Genomic DNA, 15,092 nt, shown 5'->3' with positions numbered 1-15,092 from the left:
CGCGCGTTGATATGCGTCAAGTCGCGCACGATCGAGCAGCAACTATAGTTGTGCAACGCCGTGCCTTTTCTTTGCTGGAGACTCCGCTCATGCAAGCCATTCGCAGCATTCTGGTGGTCATCAACCCCGAACATTCGGAAAGCCTGGCGCTCAAGCGCGCCAAGTTGATCGCAGGTGTGACCCAGGCTCATCTGCACCTGCTGGTGTGCGACAAGAAGCACGACCACGCCGGCATGCTCGGTGTGCTCAAAGCCGCGCTGCTGGCGGATGGCTACAGCGTGACCACCGAGCAGGCGTGGAACGAGAGCCTTCACGAAACCATCATCGATGTGCAGCAGGCCGAAGGTTGCGGTTTGGTGATCAAACAGCACTTCCCGGACAGTTCACTGAAAAAAGCCCTGCTGACCCCGGCGGACTGGAAACTCCTGCGCCACTGCCCTACCCCGGTGCTGCTGGTGAAAACAGCGGGATCGTGGAAGGACAAGGTGATTCTGGCAGCCGTGGATGTGGGCAATGCCGATGGTGAACATCGGCATTTGCACACGACGATCATTGATCATGGCTACGACATCGCCAGTCTGGCCAAGGCGCATCTGCATGTGATCGCTGCGCATCCATCACCGATGCTGTCGGCTGCGGACCCGACGCTGCAATTGAGTGAAACCATCGAAGCGCGCTATCGCGAGCAATGCCGGGCGTTTCAGGCGGAATTCGATGTCGATGATGAGCATCTGCACATTGAGGAAGGCCCCGCGGATGTGTTGATACCCTTTATGGCGCACAAGCTGCAGGCGGCAGTGACGGTGATCGGGACAGTGGCACGGACCGGGTTGTCAGGGGCGTTGATCGGCAATACGGCGGAAGTGGTGCTGGATGCGCTGGAGAGCGATGTGCTGGTGCTCAAGCCGCAGGAGGTGGAGGATCATCTGGTGGAGTTGGCGGTGAAGCATTAAAGATCAAAAGATCGCAGCCTTCGGCAGCTCCTACAGGTAGAACGCGTCACACAAACCTGTAGGAGCTGCGGCACGCTGCGATCTTTTGGACTTCAGGCACCAAAGGCGTCCTTGAGAAATCCGGGGGCGATGTAGCGCTGGTAGTGCGCTTCCGACAGCAGGAAGAATTCCCGATCAATGGCATCGCGCAGTTCCGGCAGGTTCCAGTCGCGAAACTCGGGCAGCAACACCATGCCGTAGGCTTCCAGATTAATGATCACCCGCGCACCGCGAGCGATCAGCTGATATGCCCAGCAATATTCCGACTGATGCGGCACGAAGCGGATCTTGCGCTGCTCGAGCTGCTCGCGCAGGCGCGCCGAATCGAAAATCTCGACCTTGGCCGCCATCACTTGTGACAGCAATTGCTCCAGACGCAACCACACCGCGCGCTTTTCCTCCTCGTTGTATCCATTCCAGTGGATCACTTCGTGGTGGAAACGCTTGCAGCCACGGCACACCAGATCACCGTAAACAGTGGAGCAGAGGCCGACGCAGGGGGTCTTGATGGTCTGATTGGGCATAAGATAGGCAAAACACTGAAACGCGGAACAGGCCGGCATGTTAGCCCTTTGTCGGGCATTGATCACCCCTCAAACATCAGGGTCTCAGACGCACCGCGCGTTTGACCCGGCCACGCGCATTGCCACGAAAGTCCAATAGAGCCCGACTTACCTTTAAATTTTTTTTGCCGTAGAATCAGCCAGCCTTTTAAGGCGCCAATGTCCGTTAGAAGCTGTTTTCAAAGCGTCACGAGCACAGTCGTTCCTTCAGAGCGGTGTTGGCGAAGGGTTTTTCCAGCGGGGAAAAGCCCATCGCCAACCCTCATCAGCTCCCCGTTCTGCAGGCGTAAAACTTTGAAAGCAGCTTCTGTAAGGAATTGCCGGTAATTCTGGCCGAACGACCCACAACGTCGTGAGGAGCATGAGTACGGCAATTTCGGGATGAGCGTCCCGGACACCCATTTGGGACCACTGATGAGGGTAATAACTGTGCTTGAAGCCTACCGCAAACATATCGAAGAGCGTGCAGCCCTGGGTATCGTTCCCCAGCCGCTTAACGCCGAACAAACAGCAGGCCTGGTCGAGCTGCTGAAAAACCCTCCGGCTGGCGAAGAAGAATTTCTCGTTGACCTGATCACCAATCGCATTCCACCAGGCGTGGACGAAGCGGCTTATGTAAAAGCCGGCTTCCTGTCTGCACTGGCCAAGGGCGAAGTTTCCTCCCCGCTGCTGGACAAAAAGCGCGCTGTAGAACTGCTCGGCACCATGCAGGGCGGCTACAACATCGTCACTCTGGTTGACCTGCTGGACGACGCCGAGCTGGCGCCAGTCGCTGCCGCGCAACTCAAGCACACCCTGCTGATGTTCGATGCGTTCCACGACGTCGCTGAGAAAGCCAAGAACGGCAACGCTCACGCTAAAGCCGTGCTGCAATCCTGGGCTGACGGCGAGTGGTTCAAAAACCGCCCGACCCTGGCCGACAAGATCAGCCTGCGCGTGTTCAAGGTTACCGGCGAAACCAACACCGACGACCTGTCCCCTGCTCCGGATGCCTGGTCGCGTCCAGACATCCCGCTGCACGCCCTGGCCATGCTGAAAATGGCCCGTGACGGCATCGTTCCTGATCAGCAGGGCGCCATCGGCCCGATGAAGCAGATCGAAGAAATGCGCGGTCAAGGCTTCCCGATCGCCTACGTCGGTGACGTGGTCGGTACCGGTTCGTCGCGTAAATCGGCAACCAACTCGGTACTGTGGTTCTTCGGCGACGACGTTCCTTACGTGCCGAACAAGCGTGCTGGCGGTTTCTGCTTCGGCAGCAAAATCGCTCCGATCTTCTACAACACCATGGAAGATGCCGGCGCACTGCCAATCGAGTTCGACGTTTCCAACATGAACATGGGCGACGTGATCGACCTGTACCCGCATGCTGGCAAAGTCTGCAAACACGGCACCGACGAAGTCCTGACCACCTTCGAAATGAAGACCCCGGTGCTGTTGGACGAAGTCCGTGCCGGCGGCCGTATCCCGTTGATCATCGGCCGTGGCCTGACCGAGAAGGCTCGCGCCGAACTGGGTCTGCCAGCGTTCGACCTGTTCAAGAAGCCTGATGCACCGATCGAAAGCACCAAGGGTTACACCCTGGCGCAGAAAATGGTCGGCAAGGCTTGCGGTCTGGCAGAAGGCAAAGGCATCCGTCCTGGCACCTACTGCGAACCGAAAATGACCACCGTGGGTTCTCAGGACACCACCGGTCCGATGACCCGTGACGAACTGAAAGACCTGGCGTGCCTGGGCTTCTCCGCTGATCTGGTAATGCAGTCGTTCTGCCACACCGCGGCGTATCCAAAGCCGATCGACGTGACTACCCACCACACCCTGCCTGACTTCATCATGACCCGCGGCGGCGTTTCCCTGCGTCCGGGCGACGGCATCATCCACTCGTGGCTGAACCGTATGCTGCTGCCAGACACCGTCGGTACCGGTGGTGACTCGCACACCCGTTTCCCGATGGGCATCTCGTTCCCGGCCGGTTCCGGTCTTGTTGCGTTTGCTGCGGCCACCGGCGTTATGCCGCTGGACATGCCGGAATCGATCCTGGTGCGCTTCAAAGGCAAAATGAAACCTGGCATCACCCTGCGTGACCTGGTTCATGCGATTCCGTACTTCGCTATCCAGAACGGTCTGCTGACCGTCGAGAAGAAAGGCAAGAAAAACGCCTTCTCCGGCCGCATCCTGGAAATCGAAGGTCTGGAAGGTCTGACCCTGGAACAGGCGTTCGAACTGTCCGACGCCTCGGCCGAACGTTCGGCTGCCGGTTGCACCATCAAGCTGTCGAAAGAGTCGATCACCGAGTACCTGAACTCCAACATCACCCTGCTGCGCTGGATGATCGGCGAAGGCTACGGCGATGCTCGTACCCTGGAACGTCGCGCCCAAGCGATGGAAGCCTGGGTTGCCAACCCGGAACTGATGGAAGCCGATGCCGACGCCGAATACGCCGAAGTCATCGAAATCGATCTGGCCGACATCAGCGAGCCGGTACTGTGCGCGCCGAACGACCCGGACGACGCCCGCCTGCTCTCCAGCGTTGCTGGCGAGAAGATCGACGAAGTGTTCATCGGTTCGTGCATGACCAACATCGGTCACTTCCGCGCTGCCGGTAAGTTGCTGGATCAGGTCAAGGGTCAGCTGCCAACCCGTCTGTGGCTGTCGCCGCCGACCAAAATGGACGCTCACCAACTGACCGAAGAAGGCTACTACGGCATCTACGGCAAGGCTGGCGCACGCATGGAAATGCCAGGCTGCTCGCTGTGCATGGGTAACCAGGCACGCGTTGAGCCGAACAGCACCGTGGTGTCGACTTCGACCCGTAACTTCCCGAACCGTCTGGGCGACGGCGCGAATGTCTACCTGGCCTCGGCCGAGCTGGCGTCCGTTGCTTCGATCCTGGGTCGCCTGCCGACCGTCGAGGAGTACATGGAATACGCTGGCAAGATCGACAGCATGGCGGCCGATATCTACCGCTACCTGTCCTTCGACCAGATCGCCGAGTTCCGTGAAGCTGCTGCGAACGCCAACATCCCGGTCGTTCAAGCCTAACGTTACAACGCATTGAAAAACGCCGCCCATCGTGAGATGAGCGGCGTTTTTTTATGCCTGCTGGAGGGTAGCTACCTGTTCGGGTCTCATCGCTTTCGCGAGCAAACTCGGCTCCCGGACATAAAAAAACCGCCGTGCCTGGGCAGGCACAGCGGTTCTTTTCGCTTGAGTCTGCGTTACATCGTCAGCTTGTAAACCAGTGCCGATATCGCTACCAGACCTACCGCCGTAACAAACACGTTCGACGCCTGACCACGATAGCGCGCCATCGCCGGAATCTTGCGAATCGCATACATCGGCATCAGGAACAGAATCGCCGCGATAACCGGGCCGCCGACGGTTTCGATCATGCCCAGAATGCTCGGGTTCAGCGTCGCGATGATCCAGCAGATCACCAGCATGAACGCCGCCACGATGCGATCCAGTGCCTTGGCGCTCGGGCGCTTGCCGCTCTTGACGATCAGGCCTTTCAGACCTTCACTCGCTCCAATGTAGTGGCCGAGGAACGACTTGGAAATTGCCACAAACGCGATCAGCGGCGCGGCGAACTCAATGGTTGGATTGTTGAAGTGGTTGGCCAGGTACGACAGGATCGACAGATTCTGCTCTTTGGCTTCCGCCAGTTGCTCCGGCGACAGCGTCAGTACGCAGCTGAAGACGAAGAACAGCACCATCAGCACCATCAACGCATGGGCGCGGAACAGGATCTGCGAGCTGCGCTCATCGGCATGCACGCCGTACTGACGCTTCTGATCCACCGCGAACGCCGAAATGATCGGCGAGTGGTTGAACGAGAACACCATCACCGGAATCGCCAGCCACAGCGTGTGCAGCAGCGCCGACGGTGGCGGCACCTGCGAAACGGTGGTGAGGATGCCGCCGTTCCAGTGCGGAATCAGGTACACCGCCAGAAACAGCAGCGCGACGATAAACGGGTACACCATCAGGCTCATCGCCTTGACGATCGCCTCCTGACCGCAACGCACCACGGCCAGCAAACCCAGAATCAGCACGAACGACAGCAACGCACGGGGCGGCGGTGTGATGTGCAATTGATGCTCAAGGAAACTGGCGACCGTGTTGGTCAAGCCGACGCTGTAGATCAGCAGGATCGGGAAGATCGCGAAGAAATAAAGCAGCGTGATCAGCGCACCAGCCTTGATGCCGAAATGCTGTTCGACCACCTCAGTGATGTCAGCGCCTTCGCGACCGGAAAGCACAAAACGAGTCAGGCCACGGTGTGCGTAGAACGTCATCGGGAACGCCAGCAGCGCAAGAACGACCAGCGGCCAGAAGCCACCCAAGCCTGCGTTGATCGGCAAATACAGGGTACCGGCGCCAATGGCCGTTCCAAACAACCCCAACATCCAGGTGGTGTCCTGGCGATTCCAGCTCGAAAGTTCAGCGGGTGCTGCTGCATCAAAGCGCTCTTCGACGCTATTGGCCTGATCATTCATCCGGTCGGATCTCCGCATTCCGGTCACTTGCCACTCGGTCAGGACGCGTCGGAAAAAACCGACAGACATGCTCCGGCCGAAACAGGGGCGCGATTCTCCGTGATAAATGAGCAGAAGCAAAGACTTAGCTGAGGAATGGTTGTGTGGAGCAGATCCCTTTGGCGTCGTTTTCGGGAAATTATCTGTCGTAAACAGGTATTCATGATGTCGTTAATAGGCACATGCACGGGTATTCAGATGGTCCGAGCCAACACCATCACGAAAGCGATCCCCACCGCGCCCATCAACATTCCAAGGCTAAACAGCAAAACCGTTTCACGCCTTTCGGCTTTGCGAAAGGGCTTCATGGCTTCTCTGAACTCAAACTCCTCTTGATACAGTCGGTCTATTCTGGCTCTGCTTTCCTCTGTGCTCATACTGCCCCCTTCCCTTTTTTGGTGCTCAAAGCTTGCGCCTCTCCACACCGAGCTTTTGGGTTTCTGTTTGTAGCCTTTCGAGCTCCACATTTTTGTGGTCATCAAGATGCATGAACCTTCCTTGGCTGCTGACAGTTAACGCTCGGGAAGCTTTTCCATCCTGGGCCACCTCCCATCGCGGCCCCATGATTTCGCGTTGACCGTCTGCCCGATAGCAGATGGCTCTGCCAAATGCGTAGGTAAAATCCTCGAGTTTCGTAAGTAGCCTCATACAAAAACAGCAACGAGGTCATCACCCCATACTTTCAATCTGGTTGATATGTTCTAGCGTGAATGGGTTCCCCCCACCGGAGTCTCTGCCCATGCCCCTCGTTCGCGTCGACATCAAACAAAACCCCGACCCCACTTTCGCCAAACGCATCGGTGAGCAGATCTATTCCGCCCTGCGCAGTTGTATTGATGTGCCCGAGCACGACAACTTCCAGATCCTCACCGAGCACGACAGCCAGCACTTCGTATACGACCCGCAGTATCTGGGGATCCAGCGCAGCGATGGCGTGGTGTTCATTCAGATCACCATCAGCGAAGGGCGCACGGTGGAGAAAAAGCAGTTGCTGTTCAAAACAATCGCCGAAAGCCTGCACACACAGTTGGCGGTACGCCGGGAAGACGTGTTCATCAATCTGGTCGAGGTCAAGAAAGAGAACTGGTCATTCGGCAATGGCATCGCGCAGTACGTCACTTGATCCGCTCGTTGACAGCCCGATACCGGGGCCAGCATGATCGGCCCATGAACATTCGCGTGCTGCAACTCACCCGTACCACCACGACCGCCACCGGCGGGTCGTGGTGTTTCTGTCTGAGGTAAACCCAGCGCAGCAAACCCCAAGGCCCCGCCAGCAATGGACGGGGCCTTGTTGTTTCTCCCGTCCGTGCGGCATCTGCAGCACCCCAGGAGAAGCGCCATGTCCGCAGCACTGTTGATCATCGATATGCAGGTCGGTCTGTTCCACGGATCGGAAAAACCCTACCAGGGCGAACGGGTTCTGGCCAACATCCAGCGCCTGGTCGCTCAGGCCCGCGCGAATCGAGTGCCGATCTTCGCCGTGCGCCACACCGGCCCGGACGGCTCACCGATTGCCGCTGGCAGTCCTTTCTGGCAATTACTGCCAGCGCTTGAACTGGACGCAGATATCGACACCCTCTTCGATAAATCCCGACCCAATGCTTTCCATGGCACTGACCTTGCGCGGCAACTCAAAGCCGCACAGGTAGAAGACCTCTATGTGGTCGGCATGAAAAGCCAGTTCTGCATCGACAGCACCTGCCGTAGCGCTGCCGATCTAGGCTTCAAACCAGTGCTGGTCGCCGACGCCCACACCTGCATGGACACTGCCGCGCTGCCGGCCGAAGCGATCATCAAACATCACAACGCAACGCTCGGTGCCGCCTTCGCACGATTAGTCGACAGCGCTGAAGTGACGTTCTAAGGAAGTCCTCCCTGAAATTGACGCAACTTAAATTGCTGCGGTTGCGTCAACCAGATATCTGTTACGGCATCCCCTGTCCTACATCATTGTGTAATCAGTTGATTACGCCAGCTTCGTTAGCTACAGAAAACACCAATAAATAAGCGATCCAGCCACAAACATTTCAGACTATTCCTACAACTTAAACGGCCAACACATTCACAACAAAATATTACTCAAAAATCGAATAACCGGTATTTGTTACAAACAACTACCCAGCCATTGAACAATACTCCGCGGCAAGCCTATATTTTTATCGCCCCGAATCCGAACAATTAATAACTGGATTCCAACCAAGAGGACACAGCATGCAAAAGTACATGATGACCGGCCTGTTGTTGACCGCTTTGCTTGCCCCGCTCGCCAGCGCCACTGCCGACGTCCGCGAGCTGGCTTCTTCGCCGCGATGGCTGACCACCAAGGTCTATATCGACGGCGCCCCGGAAACCGACGTCAAAGCACAGTACCCCGGCGTCGTTGGCATTTCGACGTGGGATCCCGAGCGTAATCGATACGAGTTCTTTTACGCCGATACAGGCGAATCAAAGTACAACAATGGCGGGGGTGGTTATTTCTTCGTTACCGGCGATCAGCAGCAGCACATTCTTGTGCCGGATATTGGCCCGACCAAAACATTGGTCAGGCGTCTGGAAACATTGAACGACCGCGAGTTCACTTATTCTCGTGAAGTACCCCGCGACATGGTCGACAACAACCCTCTCGTCCGCATTCATGTCGTTCACGCGCCCTATACCGGAACGATAGAAACCAGGTCTGCCATCAAACAATAAGACCAGGAGTTCGATATGCAAACGTCACTTAAGACCCTGCTGTTGTCGTCGTTACTGATTTCTTCCGTCTATTGTGCCGGGGTCAGCGCGCAAGCCGCTGCCGAACCCACAAAAAATGCCGTCGCCACTGCCGACAACGCGATGATGCTGACCGTATTTCTGAAACACGATCAAACCCGACCGCTAAGTGAGCTCAAGGCCCAGCTCGCGCAACAGGGTTTCCACAAAACGTTTCCCCCGGCCGGAGTCGAGGTGGTGAGCTGGAACATCATGATGGGTATCGGCCAGGTAGTAACGGTGCGCTTTCCTGTCTCGCGTCTGGCGGAAGTGAACCTTGCACTGGAAAACACCGCATGGGGCAGTTACCGCACCGAGTTCTATCCGACCTACGATATCAAGCCGATCGCGATGGCTGAACAAGCCAAAGCCCAATGATCCCGGCAGCACACCGGATCACCGGTGTGCTGCCTGCCTTGCTTCTTGTCCGAAGCCGTCCAGAATCAAAGCACCACTGCGCCAATGACAACGATTGCCAAGTCGCTGCGGATTCAGCACTCTGAAACGACTTTCGCGACCACCCCGCAGACGTTCACAGGAGCCGCGCAATGCCCGCAACCGTTCTGGTACTGGTTGAAACCATCAATGACTATTTGCCGATCCTCGAACATCAGGGTTTTCACCTGATCCTCGCCCCCACACCCGCCGAACGTGCGCAAGCCATCGCTACCCACGGTAGCCGCATCGACGCAGTGCTGACCCGTGGCCCACTTGGCCTCACCGCCGATGAAATCGCCGCCCTGCCCGCCCTGAAAATCATCACGGTGATCGGCGCCGGTTACGAACACGTCGATCTGCAAGCCGCGAGCAACCGCGGCATTACCGTCACCAACGGCGCCGGGGTCAATGCCTCGTCTGTGGCCGATCATGCGATGGCGATGCTGCTGGCGCTGGTCCGTGACATCCCGCGTTGCGACGCGGCCGTACGCCGCGGGGAGTGGCCGAAAATCATGCGCCCGTCACTGGCCGGCAAGCACTTGGGGATTCTTGGTCTCGGTGCGGTGGGGATGGCGATTGCCAAACGCGCGAATCTGGGCTTTGACATGGAGATCAGCTATCACAGCCGCCAAGTGCGCAGCGACGTGCCTTACGCGTTCTGCTCGACGCCGACCGAACTGGCCCGGGCGTCGGACTTCCTGATCATCGCCACGCCCGGCGGCATCGGTACACAGCACCTGGTCACCCGTCCGGTCCTCGATGCGCTCGGTCCGAAAGGCTTCATCGTCAATATTGCCCGCGCCAGCGTGATCGCCACGGCGGACCTGATCACCGCCCTGGAACAACGTAGAATTGCCGGCGCCGCACTGGATGTGTTCGACCACGAGCCCCAAGTGCCGGATACGCTGAAAAACCTGAGCAACGTGCTGCTGACGCCACACGTCGCGGGCCTGTCCCCAGAAGCTACTCAAGGCACGGTGGAACTGGTGGGCAAAAACCTCGCAGCATTTTTCTCCGGGCAACCGGTACTCACACCGATCGCATTGCCTCCGAAGCTCAACAACCAGCGCGTGCACTGATCAAAACGCAACCCCGACAGGAGCTGCCACAGCCTGTGGTGACTTTTGCGGGGGGCCTTTGCGCCTATTCGGAACGCTGATTATCGGGCAACACGCTAACCTATAAGACCGACCCGCGCTTGTGGCGATCTGAGCGCGCCATTAGATTAGCCAATGATGTCTGGCCTCCAAAATAAGCAGAAGGGATAAGCATGGCGCTTACTGACCAGTCCACCCGGATCCGCTCTGGCGAAGAACTCGATGCCAGCCTGATCGATCCGTACCTCAAGGCGCACATTCCAGGCCTGAGCGGCACACCTGCGATCAGCCAGTTTCCTGGCGGTGCGTCGAACCTGACCTACCTGCTGGAATACCCGGAACAGGAATTCGTCCTGCGCCGTCCGCCGTTCGGCCACAAGGCTAAATCCGCCCACGACATGGGCCGTGAATTCCGCATCCTCAATCAATTGCGCGACGGCTTCCCGTATTGCCCGAAAGCCTACGTGCACTGCACCGACGAAGCGGTGATCGGCGCCGAGTTCTACGTAATGGAGCGCGTCAAAGGGATCATCCTGCGCTCGGAACTGCCACCGGAACTGGGCCTCGATTCAGCGAAAACCGAAGCGCTGTGCAAGAGCTTCATCGACCGCTTCGTCGAGCTGCACCGCGTCGACTACCACGCCTGTGGTCTCGGTGATCTGGGCAAACCGGAAGGCTACGTTGCCCGTCAGATCAAAGGCTGGAGCGAGCGCTACGAAAAAGCCCTGACACCCGACGCGCCACACTGGGAAAAGGTCAAAGCCTGGCTCAACGACAAGATGCCGGCCGACCACCCAACCTCCAGCATCGTCCACAACGACTATCGCTTCGACAACGTGATTCTCGACCCGAACAACCCTATGCAAATCATCGGCGTACTCGACTGGGAACTGACCACCCTCGGTGATCCGTTGATGGACCTGGGCAACACCCTCGCCTATTGGATTCAGGCCGATGATCCGGCGCCGGTGCAACTGATGCGCCGCCAGCCGAGCCACGCGCCGGGCATGCTCACCCGCCGTGAGTTCGTCGATTACTACGCCGAACGTTCGGGCATCCAGATCGACAATTTCGACTTCTACTACACCTATGGCCTGTTTCGCCTGGCCGGCATCGTGCAGCAGATCTACTACCGCTTCTACCATGGCCAGACTCAGGACAAACGCTTCGCGCAGTTCATTCACATGAACAAACTGCTGGAGCAGATGAGCTTGCAGGTCATTGCGAAATCGAGCCTCTGACGGCCCACACCCAGGAACCCTTATGTCCAAGACTCAGTTGTTCGACCTCGACGGCAAGATCGCTTTCGTCTCCGGCGCCAGCCGTGGCATCGGTGAAGCCATCGCCAAACTGTTGGCCCAGCAAGGTGCCCACGTGATCGTTTCGAGCCGCAAGCTCGACGGTTGCCAGCACGTCGCCGACGCGATCATTGCTGCTGGCGGCAAGGCTACAGCCGTGGCTTGCCACATCGGTGAGATGGAACAGATCAGCCAGGTGTTCGCCGGGATCAAGGAACAGTTCGGCCGCCTTGATATTCTGGTCAACAACGCCGCGACCAATCCGCAATTCTGCAACGTGCTGGACACCGATCTGGGTGCATTCCAGAAGACTGTCGACGTAAACATTCGTGGTTACTTCTTCATGTCGGTGGAAGCCGGCAAGCTGATGCGTGAAAACGGTGGCGGCAGCATTATTAACGTCGCCTCGATCAACGGTATTTCACCGGGGATCTTCCAAGGCATCTATTCGGTGACCAAGGCAGCGGTAATCAACATGACCAAAGTGTTCGCCAAGGAATGCGCGCAGTTCGGCATCCGCTGCAACGCTCTGCTGCCGGGCCTGACCGACACCAAATTCGCGTCGGCACTGGTGAAAAACGATGCGATCCTCAAGCAGGCACTGACGCAGATCCCGCTCAAGCGTGTGGCCGATCCGAGTGAAATGGCCGGTGCGGTGTTGTACCTGGCCAGTGATGCGTCGAGCTACACCACCGGTGTTGCGCTGAATGTGGATGGTGGTTTCCTGTCCTGATATGCACTGCTAACACGCAAATCCCGGTGGGAGCGAGCTTGCTCGCAAAGGCGTAGTGTCAGCCAATGTGACTTGAATGACACACCGCGTTCGCGAGCGGACTCGGTCCCACAGGGGTTGTGTATCAGGCAATGACCTTCGGCAACTGCCAGCCGAAATGCACCAACAGCAAGGGCAACATCAATCACCCCGCCGACGCTATTGCGTGACGCAACGGGTGGTTGTGATGTGTCGAGTAACCTGCCCGTCGGCGTACACGTCACCGGCGACCTCAGTGTTTTCGAGCACCTGACACGTGCGCTCCGGCGGTGGCGGCGGCGCGACCGGTGGAGGGGGTGGAGGACTGGCACAGCCAGCCAGCAGCAATGTAAAGAAAGCCAACGGCAACACGCGTTTCCCAGGATTTTTCATAGGACGACCCGCGATAAATGGAAGAGCAACTCCCGCGACCGAACCGACCACGGAAGACCTGACCACTCATTCTTTATAGCCGAGCCCCCCGCAAGCGCCAGCGAATCGGCCGTATCCGGGGAAGTTGGCTGTCGATTTTGCGTTGGGGTTCGAGCGGGTTGGCAGATTGAAATGTGATTTGTCTGACAGGGCCACATCGAGAGCAGGCTCGCTCCCAAAGTTGAAAGCGTACATCTGCTAGAAATTGGTCAGCTGTCAGGCCGCCAAGCCCAAGGGGCCTACGCCAAATCCGGATCCCGAGACGAACGCAAAGAGTTGCTCTCAAGCTCATACCGCAACTCCTCAACCAACGCCTCAACAGCCTCAGCCGTACGCAACACATCAAGCTTCAAGCCACTGATCACCAGATCCACCTGCCCAGACACCGGGTGATACAGCTTCACCGTCAGCGAATGATCACCATCCACCAGACACTCACACGCCAGCGGAGAAAAACTGCGTTCAAGCTGCGCGCGCAACTGCGCAAGATTCATCATTGCGGTTGTTCCTTTAGCAACTTCGAAGGGACGCGACCACAAACCTCAAAAGGCTTGCACCGCACCCAGCCAGACTAAGAACAGCCGCTGCCGGCCAACACCTCAAATTGCACCAGACCAACTAGTGCATTTGCACCCTATCGCTGCCCCTTGACGCTGGAATCCCCGGCAAACAAGCCACGCTCGCGCGCCCAGACAATCGCCTCACTGCGACTGTGCACATCCAGCTTGGAATACACTGTCGCGACATGATTACGCACGGTGTTCGGCGCCAGTTTCAGCCGCGCCGCGATCTCCTTGTCCGCCAGTCCTTCACAGATCAACCCCAGTACATCACGCTCGCGCGCCGTCAAATCGGTGAACGAAACGCTCGGCAGTTGCGGCGAGTTGACCTTCTTCACATTGGCCAGTTTTTCGATCAGCGTACGGCTGAACCACGACGCGTCTTTCATCACCTCTTCAATCGCCGCGACAAGCTCTAGCTCGGTACGTTTGCGCTCCGTGATGTCCATCAGCACAAGTAAATAACACGGCATGTCATGAATATTCACAGTGTCGGCCGACAGCGCACACTCGAGCAGATTCGCATCCTTTTTGCGCACCCGCACATCCACCCGATCCACCCGCCCGTTTTTCGCCAGCGCCGCCAGCAGCCGCGAGCGTGCGCCGCTGTCATCGATAAAGTCCAGCTGCGTCACGGTTTTACCGAGCACGTCCGCGCTGTCGTAGGCCAGAGTTTCGAGGAAGGCCTGATTGACATCGATCACCTGCTGCTCATCGGCGCTACAGATCAGGATCGGCACCGGCGTCAGGCGAAACGCTTTGGCAAAACGCTCCTCACTCTGACGAAGCGCCACCTCGGCCCTGTGCCGCAGCTCCATGTCGACAAAGGAGAACAGCATGCAATCCTCATCGTTGAGCGTCAGCGGCTGACCGGCCACGATTACCTGCTTGCTGCTGCCATCGGGCAAGCGCAGCTCAGCTTGCATCTGCGGGATGGTTGCGACGTCGCGCAGGCGCTGAATAGCCAGATCCCGGCGTTCGGCCTGTTCGAAAATATCGATTTCATAAGAGGACGTGCCGATCACTTGCTCACGGGTGTACCCGGTCATTTCCAGAAACCCCGGATTGACCTTGATGTAACGCAGATCACTGAGTCGGCAGATCACCGCCGGTGCCGGATTGGCGTTGAACGTCCTTTCGAAGCGCTGCTCGGCGTTGGCCCAATCAGTAACGTCGCTCATGATCAGCACCAGTGATTCGGGCTGCCCTTCGCGGTCGGTGAGAATCATGCTGCGCACGCTGTGCACCCAGATGCGTTCCGGATCGTCGGCCGGCGACACTTCAATGAGCACGTCATTGAAACTCTCACAGCGCGCCACTCGGCTGATCGGATAGTTTTCGGCGCTGATCGAGTGATTATTGCGATAGCGCAAATTGAATTTCTTGGCGTATTCGTCGGCATTGTGGCCCAGATCGGTGATCCGGTTGACGCCGTGCATGGACAGCGCGGCTTCGTTGGCCCAGAGAATGCTCTGATCCAGCTCCAGCAGAATCACCCCGTCAGACAGCCCGGCGATGATCTGCTGCAACTGGCGGCGGTTGGTTTCGGTGGTCAGGACTTCCTGGCTCATTGGATCTCCACAAGTGATACGCCCATGTGCAGAGTACGACCGCGGCGGCCTCTGATCGTGCCGAACCATTAATTTGCGCAACACCGCCCATCCCTTTGCAG

Annotated in this window: 14 protein-coding genes; 9 read left to right on the top strand and 5 right to left on the bottom strand. The window is 57.9% G+C overall.

Going from position 1 to position 15,092, the window contains the following annotated elements; genetic code table 11:
* Positions 1-89: 89 nt before the first annotated feature.
* Positions 90-953 carry a universal stress protein gene (locus ACZZ0G_RS23415; RefSeq protein WP_463557699.1) on the top strand — a complete coding sequence of 288 codons (864 nt, stop codon included), beginning with the start codon at positions 90-92 and terminating at the stop codon, positions 951-953.
* A 92-nt stretch (positions 954-1,045) separates the two neighbouring features.
* On the opposite strand, the gene ACZZ0G_RS23410 is transcribed toward ACZZ0G_RS23415, so the two are convergent.
* Positions 1,046-1,516, bottom strand: a complete 471-nt coding sequence (locus tag ACZZ0G_RS23410) for a DUF1289 domain-containing protein (protein ID WP_064117650.1) — start codon at positions 1,514-1,516, stop codon at positions 1,046-1,048.
* Positions 1,517-1,984: 468 nt separating this feature from the next.
* Here ACZZ0G_RS23410 and acnB point away from each other — a divergent pair, with 468 nt between their 5' ends.
* Entirely contained in the window at positions 1,985-4,594 is a 2,610-nt protein-coding gene (gene acnB, locus ACZZ0G_RS23405; RefSeq protein WP_463558880.1) for a bifunctional aconitate hydratase 2/2-methylisocitrate dehydratase, read from the top strand.
* 176 nt (positions 4,595-4,770) lie between these two features.
* Here acnB and ACZZ0G_RS23400 read toward each other — a convergent pair whose 3' ends face one another.
* Positions 4,771-6,051, bottom strand: coding sequence for an HAAAP family serine/threonine permease (locus ACZZ0G_RS23400; RefSeq protein WP_064117620.1), 1,281 nt, complete (start codon positions 6,049-6,051; stop codon positions 4,771-4,773).
* 233 nt (positions 6,052-6,284) lie between these two features.
* Positions 6,285-6,467, bottom strand: a complete 183-nt coding sequence (locus ACZZ0G_RS23395; protein ID WP_064390528.1) for a hypothetical protein — start codon at positions 6,465-6,467, stop codon at positions 6,285-6,287.
* Positions 6,468-6,829: 362 nt separating this feature from the next.
* On the opposite strand from ACZZ0G_RS23395, the gene ACZZ0G_RS23390 reads away from it, so the two are divergent.
* From ACZZ0G_RS23390 to ACZZ0G_RS23360, 7 genes are all read left to right on the top strand, one after another.
* A complete protein-coding gene (locus ACZZ0G_RS23390) occupies positions 6,830-7,213 on the top strand; it encodes a tautomerase family protein (protein WP_463557698.1) in 384 nt (127 codons plus the stop codon).
* A 219-nt stretch (positions 7,214-7,432) separates the two neighbouring features.
* Entirely contained in the window at positions 7,433-7,957 is a 525-nt protein-coding gene (locus ACZZ0G_RS23385) for a cysteine hydrolase family protein (RefSeq protein ID WP_463557697.1), read from the top strand.
* A 347-nt stretch (positions 7,958-8,304) separates the two neighbouring features.
* Positions 8,305-8,787, top strand: coding sequence for a DUF4822 domain-containing protein (locus tag ACZZ0G_RS23380; RefSeq protein WP_463557696.1), 483 nt, complete (start codon positions 8,305-8,307; stop codon positions 8,785-8,787).
* A 15-nt stretch (positions 8,788-8,802) separates the two neighbouring features.
* The gene (locus ACZZ0G_RS23375) at positions 8,803-9,222 is read left to right on the top strand and encodes a hypothetical protein (protein WP_463557695.1); all 420 of its coding nucleotides are present in this window, start codon (positions 8,803-8,805) and stop codon (positions 9,220-9,222) included.
* 170 nt (positions 9,223-9,392) lie between these two features.
* Positions 9,393-10,361, top strand: coding sequence for a 2-hydroxyacid dehydrogenase (locus ACZZ0G_RS23370; RefSeq protein ID WP_463557694.1), 969 nt, complete (start codon positions 9,393-9,395; stop codon positions 10,359-10,361).
* A 191-nt stretch (positions 10,362-10,552) separates the two neighbouring features.
* On the top strand, positions 10,553-11,620 hold the full coding sequence (locus ACZZ0G_RS23365) for a phosphotransferase family protein (protein ID WP_463557693.1): 1,068 nt from the start codon (positions 10,553-10,555) through the stop codon (positions 11,618-11,620).
* Between the two features lie 22 nt (positions 11,621-11,642).
* Positions 11,643-12,410, top strand: coding sequence for an SDR family oxidoreductase (locus ACZZ0G_RS23360; RefSeq protein WP_095120260.1), 768 nt, complete (start codon positions 11,643-11,645; stop codon positions 12,408-12,410).
* A 689-nt stretch (positions 12,411-13,099) separates the two neighbouring features.
* On the opposite strand, the gene ACZZ0G_RS23355 is transcribed toward ACZZ0G_RS23360, so the two are convergent.
* Both ACZZ0G_RS23355 and ACZZ0G_RS23350 read right to left on the bottom strand, forming a co-directional pair.
* Positions 13,100-13,357: a DUF1652 domain-containing protein gene (locus ACZZ0G_RS23355; RefSeq protein ID WP_463557692.1), complete on the bottom strand. Its 258-nt coding sequence runs from the start codon at positions 13,355-13,357 to the stop codon at positions 13,100-13,102.
* A 137-nt stretch (positions 13,358-13,494) separates the two neighbouring features.
* Positions 13,495-14,991, bottom strand: coding sequence for a helix-turn-helix transcriptional regulator (locus ACZZ0G_RS23350; protein ID WP_463557691.1), 1,497 nt, complete (start codon positions 14,989-14,991; stop codon positions 13,495-13,497).
* Positions 14,992-15,092: the final 101 nt, after the last annotated feature.

The organism is Pseudomonas sp. AC169 (assembly GCF_979258515.1).
This window is presented reverse-complemented; position numbering and strand designations above follow the sequence as displayed.